General features: G+C 47.1%; 21 protein-coding genes and 2 other annotated features. Of the genes, 18 read left to right on the top strand and 3 right to left on the bottom strand.

All coding sequences use genetic code 11. The features are described 5' to 3' along the window. Positions 1-201: 201 nt before the first annotated feature. The 7 genes from MHB71_RS18560 to MHB71_RS18530 all read left to right on the top strand — a co-directional run bounded on the left by MHB71_RS18560 (position 202) and on the right by MHB71_RS18530 (position 6,812). A complete protein-coding gene (locus MHB71_RS18560; protein ID WP_076209630.1) occupies positions 202-498 on the top strand; it encodes a hypothetical protein in 297 nt (98 codons plus the stop codon). Positions 499-502: 4 nt separating this feature from the next. After that, positions 503-679, top strand: a complete 177-nt coding sequence (locus tag MHB71_RS18555) for an H-type small acid-soluble spore protein (RefSeq protein ID WP_026081228.1) — start codon at positions 503-505, stop codon at positions 677-679. Between the two features lie 266 nt (positions 680-945). Continuing rightward, positions 946-1,428 carry a tRNA (adenosine(37)-N6)-threonylcarbamoyltransferase complex ATPase subunit type 1 TsaE gene (gene tsaE, locus MHB71_RS18550; RefSeq protein WP_340027225.1) on the top strand — a complete coding sequence of 161 codons (483 nt, stop codon included), beginning with the start codon at positions 946-948 and terminating at the stop codon, positions 1,426-1,428. Continuing rightward, positions 1,425-2,279, top strand: coding sequence for a tRNA (adenosine(37)-N6)-threonylcarbamoyltransferase complex dimerization subunit type 1 TsaB (tsaB, locus tag MHB71_RS18545; RefSeq protein WP_340027224.1), 855 nt, complete (start codon positions 1,425-1,427; stop codon positions 2,277-2,279). Before tsaE ends, tsaB begins: the two co-directional genes overlap by 4 nt. 17 nt (positions 2,280-2,296) lie before the next feature. Then, positions 2,297-2,818 (top strand): ribosomal protein S18-alanine N-acetyltransferase, encoded by a 522-nt coding sequence (rimI, locus tag MHB71_RS18540; RefSeq protein ID WP_036668955.1) that lies wholly within the window; start codon positions 2,297-2,299, stop codon positions 2,816-2,818. Beyond that, entirely contained in the window at positions 2,815-3,870 is a 1,056-nt protein-coding gene (gene tsaD, locus MHB71_RS18535; RefSeq protein ID WP_036611272.1) for a tRNA (adenosine(37)-N6)-threonylcarbamoyltransferase complex transferase subunit TsaD, read from the top strand. Before rimI ends, tsaD begins: the two co-directional genes overlap by 4 nt. 284 nt (positions 3,871-4,154) lie before the next feature. Continuing rightward, positions 4,155-4,513 (top strand) — a binding site (T-box leader). Positions 4,514-4,579: 66 nt separating this feature from the next. Beyond that, positions 4,580-4,918: a binding site (T-box leader), on the top strand. A 334-nt stretch (positions 4,919-5,252) separates the two neighbouring features. Beyond that, a complete protein-coding gene (locus tag MHB71_RS18530) occupies positions 5,253-6,812 on the top strand; it encodes a 2-isopropylmalate synthase (protein WP_340027223.1) in 1,560 nt (519 codons plus the stop codon). Positions 6,813-7,463: 651 nt separating this feature from the next. Here the strand turns inward: MHB71_RS18530 and MHB71_RS18525 are convergent. Beyond that, complete coding sequence (locus MHB71_RS18525) at positions 7,464-9,422, bottom strand: ABC-F family ATP-binding cassette domain-containing protein (RefSeq protein ID WP_036668959.1); 1,959 nt, start codon at positions 9,420-9,422, stop codon at positions 7,464-7,466. Between the two features lie 279 nt (positions 9,423-9,701). Here MHB71_RS18525 and MHB71_RS18520 point away from each other — a divergent pair, with 279 nt between their 5' ends. The 11 genes from MHB71_RS18520 (at position 9,702) to MHB71_RS18470 (ending at position 17,987) form a co-directional block, all read left to right on the top strand. Next, on the top strand, positions 9,702-10,340 hold the full coding sequence (locus tag MHB71_RS18520) for a 5-formyltetrahydrofolate cyclo-ligase (protein ID WP_340027222.1): 639 nt from the start codon (positions 9,702-9,704) through the stop codon (positions 10,338-10,340). A gap of 15 nt (positions 10,341-10,355) precedes the next feature. Then, the gene (gene moaC / locus MHB71_RS18515) at positions 10,356-10,859 is read left to right on the top strand and encodes a cyclic pyranopterin monophosphate synthase MoaC (protein ID WP_340027221.1); all 504 of its coding nucleotides are present in this window, start codon (positions 10,356-10,358) and stop codon (positions 10,857-10,859) included. Positions 10,860-10,896: 37 nt separating this feature from the next. Beyond that, positions 10,897-11,382: a MogA/MoaB family molybdenum cofactor biosynthesis protein gene (locus MHB71_RS18510; RefSeq protein WP_017690080.1), complete on the top strand. Its 486-nt coding sequence runs from the start codon at positions 10,897-10,899 to the stop codon at positions 11,380-11,382. A gap of 214 nt (positions 11,383-11,596) precedes the next feature. Further along, entirely contained in the window at positions 11,597-11,845 is a 249-nt protein-coding gene (gene tatA, locus MHB71_RS18505) for a twin-arginine translocase TatA/TatE family subunit (protein ID WP_340027220.1), read from the top strand. A gap of 78 nt (positions 11,846-11,923) precedes the next feature. Then, positions 11,924-12,706 (top strand): twin-arginine translocase subunit TatC, encoded by a 783-nt coding sequence (tatC, locus tag MHB71_RS18500; RefSeq protein ID WP_017690078.1) that lies wholly within the window; start codon positions 11,924-11,926, stop codon positions 12,704-12,706. A gap of 400 nt (positions 12,707-13,106) precedes the next feature. Next, positions 13,107-13,388 carry a co-chaperone GroES gene (gene groES, locus MHB71_RS18495; RefSeq protein WP_017690077.1) on the top strand — a complete coding sequence of 94 codons (282 nt, stop codon included), beginning with the start codon at positions 13,107-13,109 and terminating at the stop codon, positions 13,386-13,388. Positions 13,389-13,461: 73 nt separating this feature from the next. Next, positions 13,462-15,096: a chaperonin GroEL gene (gene groL, locus MHB71_RS18490; RefSeq protein ID WP_017690076.1), complete on the top strand. Its 1,635-nt coding sequence runs from the start codon at positions 13,462-13,464 to the stop codon at positions 15,094-15,096. A gap of 198 nt (positions 15,097-15,294) precedes the next feature. Beyond that, on the top strand, positions 15,295-15,687 hold the full coding sequence (locus MHB71_RS18485) for a hypothetical protein (protein WP_340027219.1): 393 nt from the start codon (positions 15,295-15,297) through the stop codon (positions 15,685-15,687). 170 nt (positions 15,688-15,857) lie between these two features. Further along, positions 15,858-16,094, top strand: coding sequence for a hypothetical protein (locus tag MHB71_RS18480; protein ID WP_340027218.1), 237 nt, complete (start codon positions 15,858-15,860; stop codon positions 16,092-16,094). A 216-nt stretch (positions 16,095-16,310) separates the two neighbouring features. After that, positions 16,311-17,363 (top strand): NAD(P)/FAD-dependent oxidoreductase, encoded by a 1,053-nt coding sequence (locus MHB71_RS18475; protein ID WP_340027217.1) that lies wholly within the window; start codon positions 16,311-16,313, stop codon positions 17,361-17,363. A 276-nt stretch (positions 17,364-17,639) separates the two neighbouring features. Further along, positions 17,640-17,987, top strand: coding sequence for a hypothetical protein (locus MHB71_RS18470; protein ID WP_340027216.1), 348 nt, complete (start codon positions 17,640-17,642; stop codon positions 17,985-17,987). A gap of 272 nt (positions 17,988-18,259) precedes the next feature. Here MHB71_RS18470 and MHB71_RS18465 read toward each other — a convergent pair whose 3' ends face one another. Together MHB71_RS18465 and MHB71_RS18460 are read right to left on the bottom strand one after the other, a co-directional pair. Then, positions 18,260-18,784, bottom strand: coding sequence for a hypothetical protein (locus MHB71_RS18465; protein ID WP_340027215.1), 525 nt, complete (start codon positions 18,782-18,784; stop codon positions 18,260-18,262). Between the two features lie 314 nt (positions 18,785-19,098). Continuing rightward, positions 19,099-22,218 carry a glycoside hydrolase family 2 TIM barrel-domain containing protein gene (locus tag MHB71_RS18460; protein WP_340027214.1) on the bottom strand — a complete coding sequence of 1,040 codons (3,120 nt, stop codon included), beginning with the start codon at positions 22,216-22,218 and terminating at the stop codon, positions 19,099-19,101. Between the last annotated feature and the right edge of the window lie 29 nt (positions 22,219-22,247).

The raw sequence follows: 22,247 nt of genomic DNA, 5'->3' as shown, positions 1-22,247 counted from the left end.
ACGGACTTTTTGAACACGGATTTATATTTAATAGTATGGGCATCTGGCGCGAGGGATAATCGTCTTGTAGACGAACGAATTCGTATGGTTCGGCGAGACTCGGGGATGATAACAGAAACATGCTTCGGATTCCAACAGGAAGATGAGCATGGGATAAGTAAAGTAGTTATTCTCGCAGCACATATGCCGGGAGGTGCAATATTGAAGAATAGACGTGATGAGGAAGAAGCACACAAGCATGCATTTTCTCCGTATCCTCTTGCCAAAGCCGAAAGTGCTGAAGAATTCTATACACCTGCTACAGCTGTAAACTGGGAAGCGGTCACTTCGGAAGAATTGCCCCTTGATCGGGAGTCGTTCATGCTCGACATTGACCGGATGGTGAATGAGGGGTTAGGCGGGGGACAGGTTACGGAAGATAACGGTTATATTGGTGAAAGTACAACAGATAGCATGGTTCGAGAGTCACATGATGATCCGGAAGGGGAGTATGAATAAGATGATGGATGCAAAGCGCGCCAAAGCGATCTATGATTCGAAGGATACCATTGCCGTTACGCTGGAGGGAGATCCAGTCTGGATCGAGAATGTGGATGAAGCCAATGGCATGGCAACCGTTCAGGTTGGAAGCAGACCGGGAAATACCCAGACGGTTCGTGTGGATCGCTTGGAGGAGTAGATACAAGTAGCATATCGTTATTGAGGCATTCGAGAATGAATCAAAGCTGAAATATATGTATAACACGGCCGGTACCGAGAGGTGCCGGTTTTTTGGTTTTTCCTAATAGGTGTCTGAAACTTCGAAGGAAGCGAGTTTTGAGACACGTCTAATAATGCATGTTATATTTCGCTTGCCTCCTTGGATGTTGCGGGGGAAGAAAGGGACCGATATAATAAGGTTCAAAGTGAACTCAGGCGGCTGGACCGCCAAAGGTGGGGCGAATATTGAATCAGACGCACGAGCAGTGGGTGTATCAATCCCATGGCATTGCAGATACAGAAGCACTCGCTTCCGCACTCGCCGGACAGGCAAACGCCGGCATGGTGATTGCTTTGGATGGTGATCTGGGCGCGGGAAAAACGGCATTTTCACAGAAATTTGCCTGGCATTTGGGTGTACGTGATGTGGTAAGCAGTCCCACATTCACACTAATTAAGGAGTACGAAGGGCGTTTGCCTTTATATCACATGGATGTATATCGCATATCGCTGGAAGAAGCGGATGAGCTTGGACTTGATGAATATTTCTATGGAACCGGAGTCAGTCTGGTGGAGTGGTCGAGTATCATTCCCGAATTGCTGCCGCAAGAGCATTTGCATGTGCAGATTGAAACAACGGGCCTGGAGGATCGAACGATTACGCTGGATGGGTACGGCGAGACTTATGCAGCCATGTGCCGACAGTTCAGACAGAATGGGGTCAAATGATGATGGAAGATTTACAAAAAGAGCCGCGTCAGCGGTTTTTGGCGTTGGATACATCGACCGCAGTGATGGCAGCTGCGATGATGGAAGATCATGCGCTTCTGGAAGAACGCAATGAACGGGCTGAGCGTAACCATTCGGTACACGTCGTACCGGTGATGGAGCAGATGCTGGCCGCCAGCAACACACAGCCTGGGCAACTTGACGGCATTGCCGTTGGCGTTGGCCCAGGCTCGTACACGGGCATCCGCATTGCGGTGACCGCGGCGAAGACACTGGCCTGGGCGTGGGACATCCCCGTAGCCGGGGTGTCCAGCCTTCAGGCCATCGCCTGGGGCGGCTGGCACAGCGGCCTTGCCGCCAAGGCGGAAGCTGCGGCAGAAGATGCCGCAGCAGGGGCTGGCGGAACGCCATCCGCGGACCAGGGCAGCACAGGTGCTGCCCCTGTCCACTGGATCGTTCCGCTTGTGGATGCACGGCGCGGTCAAGCGTGCACCGCGCTGTTTGCCTCCGCTGGGAGCGATGCGCCCCGGCGTCTGGCGCCTGATGCCATCCGTAAGATGGATGGATGGCTGGAAGCCCTCGCCGCCCGCATGGCGGAGGCGGCGCCGGAAGAGCGGCCCGTAGCCGTCTGGATCGTCGGCGAGACGGGCCCTCATGCTGCGGCAGCGGCGGAGCTTCGCTGCCCCGCAGGAACGGCGCTCCAGCTCGTACCTTATGAACTGGAAGGCCGCTGGGTTGGGCGCCTTGGCGCCGCCGCGCTGCTTGCAGGTCAGCGTGATGACGTGCATGCGCTGGTGCCAAACTACACCCAGCTGTCTGAAGCGGAAGCCAATCTGCTGCGCAAAGGCTGAAGGGGGAGGGGAAGCAGATGGACAATGTGGCGAATAATAAGCAGGAAGCAACGCTTCAGTTCAGGTTCATGACACTCGCGGATATTCCCGATGTGATGGAGATTGAACATGAGGCCTTTACCCTGCCCTGGACGGAAGAAGCATTTCAAAATGAATTGACACACAATCATTTTGCTAAATATATGGTGATGGAATTGGAAGGCAAGGCCATTGGCTATGCAGGTATGTGGACAATCATGGATGAAGCCCATATTACCAATATTGCAGTCAGAGGCGCGTATCGTGGACGCAAGCTTGGCGAAAAGTTACTGGATGAATTAATGAGCACAGCGGCTTATCTCGGGATGGAACGAATGACGCTGGAGGTCAGAGTCTCGAACAGCATTGCTCAGCGTTTATATCAGAAAAAAGGGTTTGAATCGGCGGGTCTTCGTAAAGGGTATTACTCCGATAATGGGGAAGATGCGATGATTATGTGGGCGAACTTGCCGTCTGCAGGCCGGAGCGGCGAAGAGGAAGGAAGCGTACTGGATTCATGAACGAACTTAATGAAAAAATAAATTCTGCACCATCCTACATTTTGGCGGTGGAGACAAGCTGTGATGAAACATCGGTAGCAGTAGTCAAAGATGGACGGGAAGTGCTGTCCAATCTGATCTCAAGTCAGATCGAGACCCATAAGGCATTTGGTGGTGTTGTACCTGAAGTGGCTTCACGCAAACACGTTGAAGTCATTACGTTGATGCTGGAACAGGCGATCGAACAGTCCGGCATTCGTCCACGTGATCTAAGTGCTATCGCCGTGACGCAAGGTCCGGGGCTGGTCGGAGCACTGCTGGTGGGTATCGTTGCGGCCAAAACGATGGCGATGGCACTGGGCAAACCGCTCATTGGCACACATCATATTGCCGGGCATATCTATGCCAACCGACTTACTCATGAACTGCAATATCCAGCGATGGCATTGGTCGTATCTGGTGGACATACAGAACTCGTGCATATGGAATCCGAGGGTAAGTTCAAACTGATTGGTCGTACACGTGATGATGCTGTAGGCGAAGCGTATGACAAAGTAGCACGTGCACTGGGTTGTCCTTATCCGGGAGGCCCGCATGTGGACCGGATGGCGTCTGAAGCGGAGGATGTAGTGCCATTACCACGGGTATGGCTGGAAGCAGGTTCGTACGATTTCAGTCTCAGTGGTCTGAAGTCTGCTGTACTGAATGTGCTCAACCAGGCCAAAATGCGCGGAGAAACCTTGGAGCCGTCTGCGGTTGCACGTGGTTTCCAGGAAGCTGTTGTTGAAGTGTTGGTGGAGAAAGCCGTTAGAGCAGTTCGTGAATATGGTTCACGTCAACTGTTATTATGCGGTGGTGTTGCAGCTAACCGGGGGTTACGCTCGGCATTACAGGAGCGATGCACGAAGGAAGGGCTTGAACTGTTGATCCCGCCAATGGAGTATTGTACAGATAATGCGGCTATGATAGGAGCAGCTGCGTATCTGAAATGGCAGCGGGGAGAAATTGCTGAATTTGATGCGAAGGCAGATCCGGGACTTTCTCTGGAGGAATGGTCCGTTCAGTCCTTATAGAGGTTGTTCAAAAAGCCCGCTTTTGATTACGAATGATGCCTAGCGGCATCATCAGCATCGAATATGGGATTCAGCCGAAATGTCCGTTGCTCACGTAGTTTTGACTACGCTCCGCTACTCCATTTCTAGCTTCATCCCATCTTCTCGGTACTGAAAACCGATCTTTTTGAACACGCACTTATAGTTTATATAGGCAGGCAGTTTGAGATTAAGAGTTGACAGCAGGGATGTAAAGAATGTATATTTAGTTACAAATTTAAACAGGAATTCAGATTCCTGAACTGATAAACGCGATGAACAGGAATAGTAAGGTCATTCCCGGTCTTAGAGAGCTGCGGTATGGTGCAACGCAGTCGAAGGAAACCTGAAACTCACCTGGAAGCGGAACGATGGAACACGGTGACTCCCTGGGAGAATCCGAAGGCCGATCATGGCCCAAAGTACATGGTTACGGGTTGCCTCCGTGAATGGGCCGTTGTCGGTAGGACCGTTATTATAAGGATCAACTGACGATAACTGAGGGGGCTTTCAGGCTGCTTTAAGTGATCCGGATATGCGAAAGCATTCAGGGGTTGTCTTGAATGAACAGGAAGGAAGTCAACAAGAGTGGTACCGCGAAGGTGAACAGCCTGTCGTCTCTTGCATTATTGCATGAGGTGGCAGGCTTTTTTGATTTTCAAAATAAGGATGAATGAAGTTAGGTCATATTATAAATGTGATGAACGGGAGCAGTAGAATGATAAAGCGCTCAGAGAGCTGCGGGGTGGTGCGACGCAGTGGCTGGAATCATTCGAATCTCGCCCGGGAACGGAGTTGTGGAAGCGTGGGGATGATATCAATCGCCCAGTTGTCCTGATGGACAACAACATGTGTTACACAGCAACGGTTAACCCCCGTTATAGGGTGTTTCTCCGAATTCCAGTGGTGTCGTGCGTGCACGCACATCCAGCGGATTTCGGAGACGACGAGGTGGATGGAGTCCGGCGCAAGCCTGGCCCATCAAGCGAGAGTGGTACCGCGGAGGGGATAATAACCCGCCGTCTCTTATATGAGATGGCGGGTTATTTGTGTTTGCTGCCGGCAGCAGGGTGGGCAGGGGAAGAACCATATGGAGATTGAGAATCAGAAGGTCAGGGTGTAAGTCGACGTACACTCTGTCATGAAGGTAAGCAGGATATACAACGAACCAGTAATGAACATTGAACAACAAGTATAGGCACTAAACATTCAACAGGTATTAGTGATCACCCAGGACTAAGCTACAAACAACATACGCGTTTACAAACAAAACATATAACAACAGGGACGGCGATCCGCGGGTGTTTTGTGGCGCGTGGATCGTAACGAAAATATTTATAAAAATTTGATGGAGGTTGATGGATATGACAACAACTAATAACAAACGCATGATTGAAATTTTTGATACAACGCTGCGTGATGGAGAACAGGCACCGGGAGCAAGTCTGCAGCCCGAGCAAAAGATTGAACTGGCACACCAACTGGCTTCTCTGGGTATCGACGTCATTGAGCCTGGATTCCCGATCTCCAGTCCAGGTGAGTTCGCGGCGGTTCAGGCGATTTCGAGACAGTTGCAGAACGTGGAGATCTGTGGATTCGCGCGTGCGGTCAAAGGTGATATCGATGCAGCAGTTCAAGCAACAGCGGATGCAGCACGGCGCCGAATTCACCTGTTTATCTCTTCTTCGGATATTCATATCGAGCATCAACTGCGCCGTCCGCGCAGTGAAGTGGTGGCTACCGCTCGTGAGATGGTATCTTATGCCCGCCAGTTCACGGACATCGTAGAGTTCACAGCGATGGACGCTGCCCGTACCAAGATGGACGATTTGATTGAAATGGTAGAAGTCGCCATTGAAGCTGGGGCCAGCATTATTAATCTGCCGGATACGGTCGGTTATGCCCTGCCACATGAGTATGGCGAGATGTTCCGCCGGGTGCGTGAGGGTGCAAGAGACGGCGATCAGGTTCGTTATAGTGCTCACTGTCACAATGATCTGGGCCTGGCCGTAGCTAATAGTTTGGCTGCGATTGCCAATGGGGCTACCCAGATTGAAGTGACCATCAATGGTATCGGAGAACGGACGGGGAACTGTGCACTGGAAGAGCTGATTATGGCGCTGGAGACTCGAGGAGACGCAATTGGTGCAACGACGAACATTAAGCTGAATCAGCTGTATGAGACTTCACGTCAGATTAGCCGTGCGATGCACTTCCCGATTGCGTACAACAAACCAGTGGTGGGACGTAATGCATTCCAGCATGAATCTGGCATCCATCAGGATGGTCTGCTGAAGAATCGGAGCACCTATGAGATTATGGACCCGGAAGCGCTGGGTATCCCACGCAGCATGATTATTCTGGGCAAACACTCCGGTCGTCACGCCCTGAAGGATCGGGTTCGCAAATACGGTTTTGAGCCGGATGAGCAACAGATGGAGCAATTGTATGAGGTGTTCAAAGAAACCGCAGACCAGCAAAAAGTGGTCAGTGACGACCAGTTATTACAGATGGTTAGCCAGACCATGAATATTCCTGCACAGGATTATGAATTGGTTGAATTGCAGGTGACGGCCGGCAGCATGACGGATCGAATGGCCGCCGTTCGCATTCGCACAAGCGCTGGAGAACAATCTTACTCTGCTGTTGGCGGTGGACCCGTGGATGCAACCATCCGTGCGATTGGTCAGAGCATTTCCGATGATATTGCATTTGTAGATATGGAGATGCATGCCTTGAGTGGTGGAGAGGGTGCAAGTGCAGAAGCTGTAGTTACCGTGGAGCGTGCAGGACGTGAGTTCCGGGGAACAGCAACACATAATGATATCGTCATGGCTGCCGGTTTGGCGTATGTAGCGGCTTGTAATGCTGCTGGGCTGAAGGCCGAGTCTTCCGAACATCATGAACAAGAAGCACATGCGTAAAACATCTATTGCCAGATCGCATCTACAGCGGCAATAGTAGCAATTGCAATTCGATGTAAATATGCATGGCATATAGTAAATAAATGACGGGCAGGCCTTGAACGACAAAGGTCTGCTTTTGTCTTATTATGGAGGTACATTGAGGAGTGGAATGATGCATTTGTCAAGGTGTTATTATAGTTATCCACATATCCAGTGTAATTAGTGGGTAACTATCCCAAAGCCAAACCAGCATAGTTTTCGAAACGAAAAGGGTTTAGGGGATAGAATGACTCCTTACTATCCACAAAGTTGTGGATAAAGTGGATAACTTGGTGGATAAATATGGTTTTTGTGTGCAAAAGGCTATTCTACCGCTGTATAATTAAGCTTATTAATGTGCTTGCTATCTTGATTTCTTGTGGATAAGTCTGAGGAACAGGGGGATAAAAATATTTTTCTTCATTCGAGTAAATTTGACAAAAGTCAAAACAGCTCCCCTAACCTCCGTATGTTAGAGTTCAATCTCAAGGAACATACAGAAGATAAGGTGCATAGCTTCAATACGCATCCTCAACAAACAAAAAGCTGATCCCAATAAGGAATCAGCCGGTGGTACTACTATAATTGTATGACGCGATCAAGCCATGGTCTGAGTCTGTACTATTCGTACTATTCCATAGCTAGTTCTTCCCAGTCCTCGTAGGCTTTGGTGAGTTCTGCTTTGTGTTCCTCCGATTGTTGCTGGAGTTCTTGCAGCTTCATATAATCCTGATAGATTTCAGGCAGAGCCATCTGTGCCTCAAGTTCGGTGATCTTCGTTTCCAACTCCGCAATCTGTTGTTCCAGAGCTTCCTGCTTGCGTTGTCGGTTGCGCTCTTCACGCTTCGCCTGTTTTTCCGCTTCGAATGAAGCCGCTCCGGATTTTTCGGTTGTGGCTGTGTTCAGATCGGATTTGGACGAGTTCTTGGACGAAGCCTGACGTGCCTCAGCAGCTTCACGTGCGATGTCCTCAAGCTCCTGTTTTTTCTCCACATAATCATCGTAATTACCGAGATATTGTTCTGTGCCGCCTGGATGAAGCTCAACAATGCGTTCAGCCATTTTGTTGAGGAAATACCGGTCATGGGAGATGAACAGCAGGGTGCCTTCATAATCCATTAATGCCGCTTCCAGCACTTCTTTGGCAAACAGGTCGAGATGGTTCGTAGGCTCATCCAGAATGAGCATGTTGGCTTCCTTCAGCATCAGCTTGGAGAGAGACACACGTGCCTTCTCACCGCCGCTGAGGGAGGAGATTTTCTTGAGCACATCGTCACCGCTGAACAAAAAGTTCCCCAGTACGGTCCGAATGCGTGCTTCTTCCATCCCGGGATAGGCACTCCACAGTTCTTCCAGAACCGTGTTGGACGGATTGAGCCCAGTCTGTTCCTGATCATAATAGCCAATCTGCACTTTTGTTCCCCATTGGATCTCCCCGCTTACCGGACGTAAACTTCCCGTAAGACACTTCAGCATGGTGGATTTACCAATACCGTTTGGTCCAATCAGAGCAACCGTTTCCCCACGCCGCAGATCGAAGGATACGTTGCGGAACAATGGAGAAGCCTCGTCATAAGCGACAGACAGCTGATCCACTCGAAGCACTTCCTTGCCTGACATAACGGCGGTTTCGAAGGAAAAATGGGCTTTTTTCAAATCTCCCATCGGTTTATCAAGCCGCTCCATTTTGTCGAGGGCTTTGCGCCGGCTTTGCGCCCGTTTGGTCGTCGAAGCACGTACAATGTTTTTCTGAACAAAATCTTCCATCTTGGAGATTTCGCCTTGCTGTTTCTCATATTGCTTCATCTGAGTTTCATATTCGGCAGCTTTGAGCTCCATATAACGGCTGTAATTTCCCGTATATTTTTTGGAGCGGTGACGTTCGATCTCAACGATGGTCGTTACGAGTCGATCAAGGAAGTACCGGTCATGGGATACCACGAGCAGTGCGCCTGAATAACCTCTCAGATAATCTTCCAACCAAGTAAGGGTGGCGATATCGAGATAGTTGGTAGGTTCGTCCAGCATGAGCAGATCGGGTGCCTGAAGCAAAATACGAGCAAGGGCAAGGCGTGTCTTCTGCCCGCCGCTCAGAGTAGCAATGGGGGTGTCTGGCGAAAATTCGCCGAATCCCATTCCGTGCAGTACGCTGCGAATGCGGGTTTCCATCTCATAACCGCCATGGTCCTTGAACCAGTCGGAGCGTTTCGCATAACGTTCCAGCAGGTCAGCATACTTTTTCTCATCTTCCATCTGGGCAGGGTCGGCAATATCACGTTCCATCTGACGCAAATCGGCTTCAGCCTGTGTCAGGTGAGCGAAGACGTTCATCATTTCTTCCCAGATGTTACGGTCGGATTGTAGCCCGCTGTTCTGAGCGAGGTAACCGAGCGTCGTTTCTTTGGACTTGAAAATCTGTCCTCCGTCATAGGACATTTCACCGGCTACAATTTTGAGCAAAGTGGATTTCCCTGCACCGTTTACACCAACGAGGCCGATGCGCTCGCGTTCTAATATTTGTAAGTTCACGCCGTCCAGGATTGGATCGACACCAAAACGTTTGATAATTCCGGATACTTGCAGCAGCATAAAATTAAGTTCCTCCATAGGTCCAGTTCTTGATATGACAACTATATCCCAGTTTACATGAAATACAGAGCAATTGCACCGATTGGGAACGCATGGGGCATGTAGTCTTTTTGATCAATCAATGATAAACTGAAAGAAGGCATGTTATTACATGAGGATTTTGCAGAAAATGAATCATTTTAACCATTTCAACAAGATGACAACTGGTCATAACATATAAATTGTTTTTAATGAGAGCTTTTTTCTACCTTCCCTATCAACAGGAGGTTATTCAAGGATATGCAGGATCATGCGGAACTGAAAAGTCAGCTTCGATCCAGACTGAGACAGAGCCGTGATCTGATGGATGCAAATATGCGTCAGCAGGCAATGACTAAGATTAATGCTGGAGTGAAGCGGGAGCTGGAGCGCCTTAGACAGGCCAAGAGCAAGGTTGTGAACAAACCACTCGTCATATTCAGTTATCTGTCCTATGGAAGCGAAGCGTCCACAGCTTTTCTGTTTCAAGAGGGCTGGAATCATGGTGATGTGATGTTTGCACCAAAAGTGTTGGCGAATCCACCTCGAATGGAGCTACGGCGAGTGACCGGAGAACAAGATCTGGAGCCAGGCATATGGGGGATACCCGAACCTAAGGATTCCTGTGAAGTCCTGACGCCTGATGATTGGCCGGATATCGATCTCGTATTGGTACCGGGGCTTGGTTATGATCTCCACGGCGGGCGTATTGGTTATGGTGGCGGTTATTATGATCGTTTTGCCGAGACGCTTGCAGCAACATGTGCGATGACGGGCAAGAAACCGTTGATGGCTGCGATGGTATTGCCGGGTCAGTTACAGGAGGAGATCCCGATGGACCTGCTCGATCTGCGGATTGATCTGTTGATAACAACCGAAGGTATATTACATATCGAATAAAGGGTTGTGATGTGATTGAGTTCAGAAGTGAACAACGGCCAGGCTTCGGGTGGCAAACTGACCCATTTTAATGAACAGGGGCGGGCCCGGATGGTTGATATCTCAGGTAAGGAAATTACCGTACGTACGGCTGTGGCTGTAACCAGATTGACGATGAATCCAGATACACTGGAAGCGATTCGGGAGGGCCGAATCGGCAAAGGTGATGTTCTGGCTGTGGCTCAGATTGCCGGGATTCAAGGCGCGAAGAAAACGTCGGACTGGATTCCGATGTGCCATCCGCTGGCACTGACGGGTGTGGATATTCGTTTTCATGATAATGGAGTGGATGAATTACACATTGAAGTTACTGTCAAAACTGAAGGCAAAACGGGTGTTGAGATGGAGGCGCTCACGGCTGCCTCAGCTGCAGCACTGACGGTCTATGACATGTGCAAGGCCATGCAAAAAGATATGATTATCGGTCCAACCATGTTGAATTCCAAGAGTGGTGGCAAAAACGGTGATTACAGCCGATAGGCAATATTTATTTTCATAGAGGAGAAGGGTGATCTTTATGGTGTGGAGAACAGCAATCCTGACAGCCAGTGACAAAGGAGCCCGCGGGGAACGTGAGGATACGAGTGCACAAGTCATTCGGGAGCTGGTGGAAGAAGAGCTGGGTGGTCAAATCGTGGAGTACCGTATCGTTCCGGATGAACCCGATGAGATTATTGCGGCTTTGATTGAGATGACGGATTATTTTCACGCCGATCTGGTGCTGACTACCGGTGGCACGGAGCTGGCCATTCGTGATATTACCCCGGAAGCGACCCGGCGCGTAATTGAGCGGGAAGTTCCCGGGATGGCAGAGGCCATGCGGTACAGTGTAATGAGCAAAAACCGTTCTGCAATGCTGTTCCGTGGGGTATGTGGCATTCGTGGACGCACGCTGATTGTGAATCTGCCAGGTACACCAAAGGGTGTGCATGAACATCTGGCGGCCATTATGGATCAGCTTCCGGAAGCGCTGCTGATGGTTACGGGTCAGTTCAAGCAATAATCGAGCACGGACTCTGGGGCAAGATATCCGATTAGCCATGAACCGGTGTTAGATTGTTCTAGTGACATCTCTTATCTTATTTGTGAATTTTGCGGGTTATGTAAGTGGTTACATCTATGGTATGATGGGCTTAAATTAAGAACGCAGCAGAGACATCTATGAACATCTGGCCGAGTATGCGCATCTTCGAAGCTTGAGACGAGGAGGAATATCAATGTTTAGTTCCATTGGACCAACGGGTTTTATTTTGCTGGCTGTGATTGCATTGTTGTTGTTTGGACCCAACAAACTTCCGGAACTGGGACGTGCAGTTGGGCGTACCTTCCGTGAATTCAAAGAGGGCGCTCGCGAGATTATCTCTGAGGATGACTCGTCCAATCGCAAAGAGCAGGAGAAGGCGAAACCGCTGGCGACTGAGAGCACACCTGCAGACAAGCCTGCTGATAAACGCCTGCCGGAATAATCTTGACGGCAATGAAAGAGAAATCCCTTCCTGCCGGAAGGGTTTTGTATTTTAAGCTGGCAATAATGGGGGGCAGGCATGACGCAGCAAATGGAAGAAATGTCGATTACGGAACATCTGAGCGAGCTGCGGAAGCGGCTGATTTATGTACTAAGCATTTTTGTGCTGGGACTGATTGCAGGATTTTTTGTGGCGGACCCGGTATACCAATATCTGACCAAGGCAGAGTCGGCAAAAGGTTTTGTATTACATGCCTTCTCGTTCTGGGACGGGATTGGCATCTATATGAAGATTGCAGGGTTGTTCTCACTTATTATTACACTGCCGTTTACGGTGTATCAGATCTGGAAGTTTGTTAGTCCAGGGCTAAAGCCGCGCGAACGAAAAGCAACGCTGAAGTATGTGCCCTATGTGTTTCTTTTATTTCTGACAGGTATGGCTTTCTCGTATTATGTTATTTTTCCGATGGCACTTGCCTTCACAACAGCGATTACGGAGAAGATGGGGCTTGTGGAGACCTACGGGATGAAACAGTATTTCAGCTTCCTGTTTGGCATTGTGTTGCCTGTGTCCCTGTTATTTGAACTTCCTTTACTTATTATGTTTCTGACAGGACTGCGGATTCTGAATCCAATTCGTCTTCGCAAGATGCGCAGAGTCTCTTATTTTGTTCTGATCTTCATTGCAGTGGTCATTACACCTCCAGACTTTATTTCCGATCTGCTGGTGATGATTCCTTTGCTCCTGTTATATGAGATCAGTGTGTTATTATCCGCAATCGTATATCGCAAGCAGCTTGCAGCCGATGAAGAGATCGAATCCCGCTACGTTCGTGCCGAGGATAAGAAACATGCGGGCTGAATGAGGATAAGCTGTGATGTGCCCGGAAAAGACGGTATGTTCTTATCCGGGCTATTTCTGTAGACTGCCGACCAACACGACAGGACAAGCAGGCATATTATGTTCAACAATGGATACAATGGGAAAGGGACTGTCTGTTAACGTTGCAGAAGGGTTAAACAATTTCGTAGAATAAGATTAGTGAATTGCAACATAGAACCAGGCACAGCGGGTGTAATTTGGCTATGATTATGTAAATTCAACGTAAATTCTCGCAGGAATTCGTCAAAAGGACTTGAAATCATGCTTCAAGTTGAGTATCATAAAGTTGGTTGTTAGCACTGAACACTGTCGAGTGCTAATACATATGGCTACAACCTACAATGTAACGTTATATAATTTCAAAAGGAGGCTATTTTTCATGATCAGACCTTTAGGTGAACGCGTATTGGTAGAACCACTGGAGCAAGAACAAACAACTTCTTTCGGGATCGTACTCCCGGACTCCGCCAAAGAAAAACCGCAAGAGGGTAGAATCATTGCAGTTGGTGCTGGAGTATTGAAAGACGGCGTACGTGTAGCTCTGGAAGTGAAAGAAGGAGATCGCGTTATTTTCTCCAAATATGCCGGTACAGAAATCAAATTCGAAGGTAAAGAATATTTGATTATGAAAGAAAGCGATATTCACGCGATTCTCGACTAATTCAAATTTAATCGGATAACCGAACCATATAGCACGACCATTTTCCAACAAAAACTAGGGAGGTTTTCTTAACATGGCTAAAGACATTAAATTCAGTGAAGACGCTCGTCGCTCCATGCTTCGTGGTGTGGACGCATTGGCTAATGCAGTAAAAGTAACACTCGGTCCTAAAGGCCGTAACGTGGTTCTGGAGAAAAAATTCGGAAGCCCGCTCATCACAAACGATGGTGTAACCATTGCTAAAGAAATCGAACTGGAAGATGCATTCGAGAACATGGGTGCACAACTGGTTAAAGAAGTAGCAACAAAAACCAACGATGTTGCCGGTGACGGTACTACAACAGCAACTGTATTGGCGCAAGCGCTGATCACAGAAGGCTTGAAAAACGTAACTGCAGGCGCTAGCCCAATCGGTATCCGTAAAGGGATCGACAAAGCGGTTAAAGCTGCGGTTGCTGAATTGCAATCCATCTCCAAACCAATCGATTCCAAACAATCCATCGCACAAGTTGCAGCAATCTCTGCAGCTGACGAAGAAGTAGGCGAACTGATCGCTGAAGCTATGGAAAAAGTGGGTAAAGATGGCGTTATCACTGTAGAAGAATCCAAAGGATTCGCTACAGAGCTTGAAGTGGTTGAAGGTATGCAATTCGACCGTGGATACATCTCTCCTTACATGATCACTGATACGGACAAAATGGAAGCTGTTTTGGACAATCCGTACATCTTGATCACAGACAAAAAAATCTCCAGCACGCAAGACATCTTGCCATTGCTTGAGAAAATCGTTCAACAAGGCAAACCGCTGGTATTGATCGCTGAAGATATCGAAGGCGAAGCACTGGCTATGCTGGTTGTGAACAAATTGCGTGGTACATTCAATGCTGTAGCTGTTAAAGCTCCAGGATTCGGTGACCGTCGTAAAGCAATGCTGCAAGACATCGCTGCCCTCACTGGTGGCCAATTGATCACGGAAGAACTGGGTCTGGATCTGAAATCCGCTGTTGTGGAACAACTGGGTACAGCTCGTCAAATCCGTGTAACAAAAGAAAACACAATCATCGTTGACGGTGCTGGTAACAAATCCGATATCGATGCACGTGTTAGCCAAATCCGTACACAATTGGAAGAAACAACTTCCGAGTTCGACAAAGAGAAACTGCAAGAGCGTCTGGCTAAATTGTCCGGCGGTGTAGCAGTAATCAAAGTTGGTGCGGCTACTGAAACAGAATTGAAAGAACGCAAACTTCGCATCGAAGATGCCCTGAACGCAACTCGCGCTGCGGTTGAAGAAGGTATCGTATCCGGTGGTGGTACAGCGCTCATGAACGTATATAGCGCGGTTGCGGCTGTAGCTCTGTCCGGTGACGAGCAAACAGGCGTAAACATCGTCCTACGTGCTCTGGAAGCACCAATCCGTACAATCGCAGCTAACGCTGGCGAAGAAGGTTCCGTAATCGTGGAACGTCTGAAAAAAGAACAAACTGGCGTAGGCTTCAACGCTGCAACTGGCGAGTGGGTTAACATGATCGAAGCTGGTATCGTTGACCCTGCGAAAGTAACTCGTTATGCATTGCAAAACGCGGCTTCCGTAGCAGCAATGTTCTTGACTACTGAAGCAGTTATCGCTGACAAACCAGAACCAGCAGGTGCTGGTGGCGGAATGCCTGACATGGGCGGTATGGGTGGAATGGGCGGCATGATGTAATAAAGGTGTAAAAACCTTTAAAGCATCATGTGCCTGGCAGAGTGAATTCTCGTTACGATGTGACAAGAATTTGTGAAGCAGTCACTGTTACAAATTATAAACAATACAAAAACCACTTCTTAATTAAGGAGTGGTTTTTGTATTGTTGAGTATTTTTATAATCAAAGTTAGTATCAAGAGATATGGAGGGCATATATCATGAAACATATTAGAAAAATGATAGTGGCAGGTTTAGTGTCTGCTGCTGTTATCATCTTAATCTATAATTTCACTTCTGATTCCGAACGAAAATTTGTAAAAGTAAATGAAGCTAGTGATACTCCATTAACTACATTCACAGTAATTAATAATGAGGATTTCGCAGGCACTACAAATACGCATCAGTTTGATATTCCAACAGGGTTTAGTTATGTGAAAGTGAGTTTTAAAAACACGGGTTCGAAACACTTCACGTTCACGATCAATGAAGGATCACCTAGTGGAACTGAAATATTGTATGGCAGGGTCCCGGCAGACGGAAAAGAGCATACATATTATAGTGACAAAGCATTGTCGACGGGTTCGTATTATGTAAGTACCTCTTCTGCGTAAGGGATGTCGGGCATATTGGATGTTTCTCTTGGAACTGATGTTATTTAAAGATTCGGTAATTCGCTCTAAATGTAGATTTGAAGCCCTGTGATTGAAACCTCGTTCCTATGGTTTCGTATGTACTGTGATACATAGAGAGCTTATCAGTAACGACTTGAGGAGGAAATGATTTGAGAAAGGGTACAAAGTGGACATTATGGATTCTGGGCTTGATGCTCGCTGCAATTTTTATTAACTTCTATATGAATCTATATAGCTTCGCTTATGCGCTAATTACCGTGCTGTTGCTTGCTTTTATGGGGTGGGGTTTCTTAGCGAAATTAAAGAACGACGTTCGTCAGCATGAAGATTACCATAGAAGAGAGCATCAGTATGCGAACGATGACATCGATAGATACACCAGGTAGAATTCAACCAACCTATCATACTTAGCACGTAGCATACATGAGAAGTTATAAGAAACTTGCCCTGAAATGATTAAAGGCTCCCGTGAGGGAGCTTTTTTAATGGATAATCTTGTAAAAGGAAGTAGTGATGTTTTTCTATTGCTAAACAGACAGTTGTTAAGTAAAATAAACATATGAACAAGTGCTCATATATTAAAACATAAAACGATATTGGGGATGATACATATGTACGATGTATTGGTTATCGGAGCTGGGCAGGCAGGCTTGGCAGCAGGTTACTATCTTCAACAGTCGGGGTTAACCTTTTTAATCGTTGATGCTGCCTCATCTATCGGGGAATCTTGGCGTAAACGGTACGATTCCTTGCGTCTTTTTACCCCACGAATGTATGATGGGTTACCGGGAATGCCGCTTAATGGAAATGAAAATAGCCTGCCAAGCAAAGATGAAATTGCAGATTATTTTGAAAACTATGCTAAACAAATGGAGCTTCCAATAAAGTTAAACTGTAAAATCTCCCGTCTCTCGAAGCAAGATGAGGTGTACTATGCTGAAACCAATGATGGAACGATTGAAGCGCGCAATATTATCGTTGCCACGGGGCCTTTCCAGACCAAAAATGTTCCTCATTTTGCTAAAGCATTATCCGAGCATGTGATTCAGCTTCACTCATCAGAATATAAAAATATCTCTCAATTGCTTCCTGGATCAACAGTAGTTGTAGGCGGAGGGAATTCAGGTGCCCAAATCGCCGTAGAGTTGACATCAGATGATAAGCAAACCGTATACATATCCATAGCTCGAAATATTACCTTTAGGCCTTTGCATATTATGAGACGAAGTATATTCTGGTATTTTGAAAAGCTCGGAATATTACGTGCAAGTGCAGATCGTATGGTTGGAAAATGGTTGAGAAATCAGCCTGAGTACGTATATGGCTATGAGTTAAAAGAATTGATGACCCAGGGAAAAGTTAACCTGCGCCCACGTGCCATTAATGCAATAGATGACCGCATCCTATATGAGGATGGTAGTGAGACACGAATAGACAATATTATCTGGGCGACTGGGTTTAAGCGAAATGATAGTTGGATCGATATCAATACTGCTTTTGATGCCCAAGGTGTAATTATACACGAGAGAGGCGTATCACCGGTTGCTGGATTGTACTTTGTAGGGCTACCTTGGCAAACATCACGGGGTTCAGCACTGTTGGGATGGGTTAAATACGATGCTCAGAAAATCGTTAATCATATCATTCAAAGGTAAGACACATTAAACTATATAAATTGAGCTAATCATTTACACGATAACGGAGAGGACAGAAAAAACCTGAAAAAGCAAAGCGTTCGCCTTTATCCCCGGATTTTCCCCTTCGGAAAAGGAATCAAAAAAATCTGGGGATAACAGCGATTGGAAGGTTATTCTGTCATCGTAGTGTCTGTGTAAATAACTTTAGTTCAACTTATATAGATTAGATATCAGGAATGATTAGCAAATATCATAACTCACATTTTTGGGTATATTCCTAAAAGGAGGGATATTATGAAATTATTTAAACTGCCAATGATTCTTTGTGTTATAGTGCTTGTATCTATTGTCTCAGCTTGTGGTGCGGATGATAGACTACACGGAAAGAGCGATAACTGGGATGTTTCTCTACAGAGATCAACAGGGAGCTATAGTATTACTTATATAGGTGATGAAAAGCGTATAAAAGATTTTGTGTTTGACCTTACCGGCAATAATATAAAACAACAGGGGAAGGCGCTTGAGGAGCAAGGGGTACCGTTCAGTATGTCGGGAACGGCTACTGAGGCGGAGAAAACGAAAGACCCGATTACCTTTAAAATGAGTTGGAACAATCAAAGCGAGACTGTAACTTTTGAGTGAAACTCGCATTCGGGAGGTGTTCATCATTGGTTTGGTGGCAACTATTAATTGCGTGGATATGCATTATTTGTTTGATGATCACATTCAAAGACAGGATCAGTAAATGGATATTGTACCCTGTATCGCTGTTTTGTATTGTGGTTACTTTGATATTAGGACTCTTTAATCCCTAAAAAGAAGAGATCAAAATTAAATTTACCTAATCATTTCTATAGTACATATCACACGTTAGGCCGTTCCTTCATGGAGCGGCCTTTTTGCACAATCGCATCTTATCTCGCAACAGTTATTTCAAAAGTAGAGTGCTCAGAATCCTGTACGCTGAAGCGATATTCTAATCCGTTGCGAATAGTCGCTCCATCAAAATCAGACTGATTCACATCACGATCCAATAGACTGATATCCTGGATGACATCTTGTGCATCGTTATACGTGTACTCACTATTGGTTGTGAGAATGAGTGTGGCGATAGCAGTCAAGAAAATTCCACCTGTTGGTTTACGCGTATCACCAGTTGCGGACAACCTGACTTCCTGTATGCTCTTATCTGCATTCGCTGCACCAACCAAATGTAACTCGTCATTGAATATATACTCGAAAGTGCCAGTGCCGTGCTCAGAAGAGTCTTGTATATTCAAGCGGGTAATACTCAACCCATTCAGTCGGTATTTGCCTACGACGCCATTAAACTTGTTTTTAAATTCATCGGTAGTCATGTGGAGGCCAGAAAGTTTAATCTGGGGTGAAGGGGTCTGATCTATTTCAGACTGAGTAGAGTTCGAAGATAAACTCAGCATCCCATACAAACCTATTGAAGCAATTGCAAAACAGGCCGTCGTTAGAAAAATATATCTGATCGGCAACCTATCACCTTTCCGAATAGATAAGATCATCAGAACAACAAATCCCAAGAAAGCGATCAAGCCAAGAATGAAGAGAGCGATAAACAGATATTGCAAAGTCTCACCTCGTAATAGAGTAATAGCTGGTAAAGATCTTTTCTTGCATCTCATTCATTATAATGTTCCCATGACAAAGTTCAAACTCCCACTATTCACTGCCCCAACAAAAAAAGCACTGCCGGCATGCTGCCAGCAGTGCTTGCTTGATGTTATACAGGTCTTACCGTAAAGGTGAAGTGATACGCGCGGTTGGCTGGCAAGGTGTATTCAGCGTGGGTACGTGCACCCCAGCTGTCATCTCCGCCAACACCCATTTGTTTGTAATTGATGCGTGCGATAGTCTGTGTGCTCTGAGGTAATTTGTACACATGGTCGTTTGCTTCCAGTTCCTCCGGTGTCCACGGCAACGCATTGATTTCAAATGGTATGGTGGCTTCAACATGAAGGCCAAGCTGACCATCCGCTGACGTAACTTCAGCAAAGCGTACATCCGTTTTGTTACCACACTCTTGTGGTTTCAGATATGGAACAAATTGATCTCGAACCGCACCTGTGTAATAACCGAGACGTGCACTGGTTAGACGGTCTGCATAATTGTCATGCGGGCCTCTGCCGTACCAAGAGATTGTATCCAAGCGGTTATTCAGTTGCAGCAACATACCGAATTCCGGTAGATCAGGTAAGCCTACGCCTGGAATAAGGGTTTGACTGATTTCCAATACACCATCCGCATCAATTCGGTATGTGATGGACAGCGTACATCCCGGATGTTGATCCCACATATAATCGCTCGTCACGAGAATGCCTTGCTCGTCTGCATGGTGCTCAAAGCGAATTAATCTGCTGGTAGCGTGAGCATCTCTCCAGAAGGCAGAACGCTCGTTCAGGCGGTTCCCCATATCATTGTCTGTCATGGCTCTCCAAAAATTCGGCCGGACAGGTGCGAGCAATTGCTCCTGATTGTTGATCTGATAGGATGTTAACGCGCCAGTGGCTGAATTGAAGCTCAACGTGACTTGGCCTGTAGATACTTTCAATTCATCTTGCAGATCCTGTACCTGCGGCGCATTGTCTAGTCCTTGACGCATCGATTGGAGTGGACGCAATCTCGGAGATACCACGAATTGATCCCAGGCAATCTCATGACCTATTCCTGCCCATTTGGTTGCCACTTTCGTAACGAGAGATACAGTCAGCACCGCTTCCTGGAACAGATCGGAAGATGGCGTATAAGGGATTCGGACTTCAACCGATTCGCCAGGAGGTACCGCGATATCCAACGTACCGTTCTCTACGGATACACCATCTTGTGTTACTGTCCATACGAGTGAATATTCGCTCAGATCCGTGAACAGGAACTGGTTTTTGATGCGCAGCAGGCCGTCTTTGACATCAACGGTTTCCATACGAACGTTCTGATAACATTTCTTCACTTCTTCCAGCTTCGGTGTAACTGTCTTATCGGCCAGAATCAATCCGTTCCCGCAGAAATTGCCATCATGAGGAGATTCACCGAAATCGCCACCATAAGCAAAATATTCTACACCGTCTGCCGTAGTGGTACGAATGGACTGATCAACCCAGTCCCAGATGAATGCACCCTGCAACACATCATATTTATCGAACAAATCCCAATACAGATGCAAACCTCCACAGGAGTTACCCATGGCATGGCTGTATTCGCAGATAATATAAGGTTTCTTCGGACCCTTCATGCGCGCGTATTGCTCCACATCTTGTGGACTGATATACATTGTCGATTCAATATCACTTGCCGAATCAGAAGGGCGATAATGGAAGGTACCTTCATAATGAACGAGACGAGTTGGATCGACTTGTTTCAGATAATCGTACATGGCGATGAAGTTATTTCCGCCGAAGGATTCATTACCCAGAGACCAGATAATAACGGACGCATGGTTTTTGTCCCGCTGGAACATCGAGTTACAGCGATCTATTACGTTATTACGCCATTCCGGTTTGCTCGCGGGAATATTGTTTTCATTCATTTCCTTTTGCCCATATTCCCAGGTGCCGTGAGTTTCCAGATTCGTTTCGTCAATGACATAAAGGCCATATTCATCACACAGTTCGTACCAGAGAGACTGATTCGGATAATGGGATGTACGCACCGCGTTAACGTTATAGGACTTCATCAACTCGATGTCACGGATCATGTCTTCCCGCCCAATGGCTCGACCCTTATCCGGGGAAAATTCATGACGATTGACGCCTTTGAACACAATGCGTTTGCCATTGATTTGCATCAGGCCGTCCTTCAGTTCAAACTTGCGGAATCCGATCCGGCTACGGACTGCTTCCAGTGTTTCGCCTGATTCGTCCTGAATGGACAGCACAAGTGTATACAGGTTAGGGGACTCAGCGCTCCATAGTAGCGGGTTCATAACCTCTGCTGACAACTGGAATGAAAGTTCATCCTCGCCCTGGAAAGTAACGGCCGCAGTAAGTGGTTGCTTCAGCACTGTCTGCTGTTGTGCATCATAGAGCTGCGCCTGAACGGACAATCCCGCAGGGGTCTGCGCGGCATTATGATTAAATAATTTCAAATCCAGCAGGAGCTCCGCATCCTGATACGCGTCATCCAGTTCAGTACGAACAAAGAAATCGGCGATCTGAACCGGTGAAGGTGAATGCAGGTATACACCACGGAAGATGCCGCTTAACCGCCAGAAATCCTGATTCTCCAGCCAGCTCGCATCACACCAGCGATATACCTCCACAGCGAGCTTGTTCTCACCTTCCGTTAGATACGAAGTGATATCAAATTCTGCGGGCGTGAACGTATCTTCGCTATAACCGACCAGCTCCCCGTTCACCCATACATAAAAGGCAGATTCAACGCCCTCAAAATGAAGCAGGACAGGCCGGTCTTTCCAGTCTGCAGGAACAGTAAACGTGCGGATGTACGAACCCACCGGATTATAAGTTGTTGGTGCAAATGGTGGCTTCAATTCAGGCTCACGCTCGACCCACGGATACGTCATATTTGTATAGTGGGGATAATCGTACCCTTGTAGCTGCCAGTTGGAAGGAACGGCGATCTCGTCCCAGTCACTGGCATCATAGTTGTTCTCATAAAAGGATGTAATCCGTTGCTCCGGTGTCTCCGCAAAGGCAAACTTCCATTGACCATTCAGTGATTCGTACCATGGCGATGTGCTGGAATCATTGGACAATGCTTCTGTTATAGATGGAAACGCTACCATAGAAGCATGTGCGGGTAGACGGTTTACTTGAAAAGTCTCGGGATTATTGTTCCATTCCGGGTATCCATTTGCTGGAGGGGTGTGTACCAGTTTCTTTCGCATAACAGCAACTCCTTCTGAAATGTTATAAT

Source organism: Paenibacillus sp. FSL H7-0940, from assembly GCF_037979415.1.
Lineage (GTDB): Bacteria > Bacillota > Bacilli > Paenibacillales > Paenibacillaceae > Paenibacillus > Paenibacillus amylolyticus.
The sequence above is the reverse complement of the archived record's forward strand: the minus strand, read 5'-3'. Positions and strand labels throughout refer to the sequence as shown.

Coding starts and splice junctions, on each gene's coding strand:
- MHB71_RS18555 (WP_026081228.1), top strand. CDS start 503: ATGGATGCAAAGCGCGCCAAAGCGATCTATGATTCGAAGGATACCATT.
- tsaB (WP_340027224.1), top strand. CDS start 1,425: ATGATGATGGAAGATTTACAAAAAGAGCCGCGTCAGCGGTTTTTGGCG.
- rimI (WP_036668955.1), top strand. CDS start 2,297: ATGGACAATGTGGCGAATAATAAGCAGGAAGCAACGCTTCAGTTCAGG.
- tsaD (WP_036611272.1), top strand. CDS start 2,815: ATGAACGAACTTAATGAAAAAATAAATTCTGCACCATCCTACATTTTG.
- MHB71_RS18530 (WP_340027223.1), top strand. CDS start 5,253: ATGACAACAACTAATAACAAACGCATGATTGAAATTTTTGATACAACG.
- MHB71_RS18525 (WP_036668959.1), bottom strand. CDS start 9,422: ATGCTGCTGCAAGTATCCGGAATTATCAAACGTTTTGGTGTCGATCCA.
- MHB71_RS18520 (WP_340027222.1), top strand. CDS start 9,702: ATGCAGGATCATGCGGAACTGAAAAGTCAGCTTCGATCCAGACTGAGA.
- MHB71_RS18510 (WP_017690080.1), top strand. CDS start 10,897: ATGGTGTGGAGAACAGCAATCCTGACAGCCAGTGACAAAGGAGCCCGC.
- tatA (WP_340027220.1), top strand. CDS start 11,597: ATGTTTAGTTCCATTGGACCAACGGGTTTTATTTTGCTGGCTGTGATT.
- tatC (WP_017690078.1), top strand. CDS start 11,924: ATGACGCAGCAAATGGAAGAAATGTCGATTACGGAACATCTGAGCGAG.
- groES (WP_017690077.1), top strand. CDS start 13,107: ATGATCAGACCTTTAGGTGAACGCGTATTGGTAGAACCACTGGAGCAA.
- groL (WP_017690076.1), top strand. CDS start 13,462: ATGGCTAAAGACATTAAATTCAGTGAAGACGCTCGTCGCTCCATGCTT.
- MHB71_RS18485 (WP_340027219.1), top strand. CDS start 15,295: ATGAAACATATTAGAAAAATGATAGTGGCAGGTTTAGTGTCTGCTGCT.
- MHB71_RS18475 (WP_340027217.1), top strand. CDS start 16,311: ATGATACATATGTACGATGTATTGGTTATCGGAGCTGGGCAGGCAGGC.
- MHB71_RS18470 (WP_340027216.1), top strand. CDS start 17,640: ATGAAATTATTTAAACTGCCAATGATTCTTTGTGTTATAGTGCTTGTA.
- MHB71_RS18465 (WP_340027215.1), bottom strand. CDS start 18,784: ATGCTGAGTTTATCTTCGAACTCTACTCAGTCTGAAATAGATCAGACC.
- MHB71_RS18460 (WP_340027214.1), bottom strand. CDS start 22,218: ATGCGAAAGAAACTGGTACACACCCCTCCAGCAAATGGATACCCGGAA.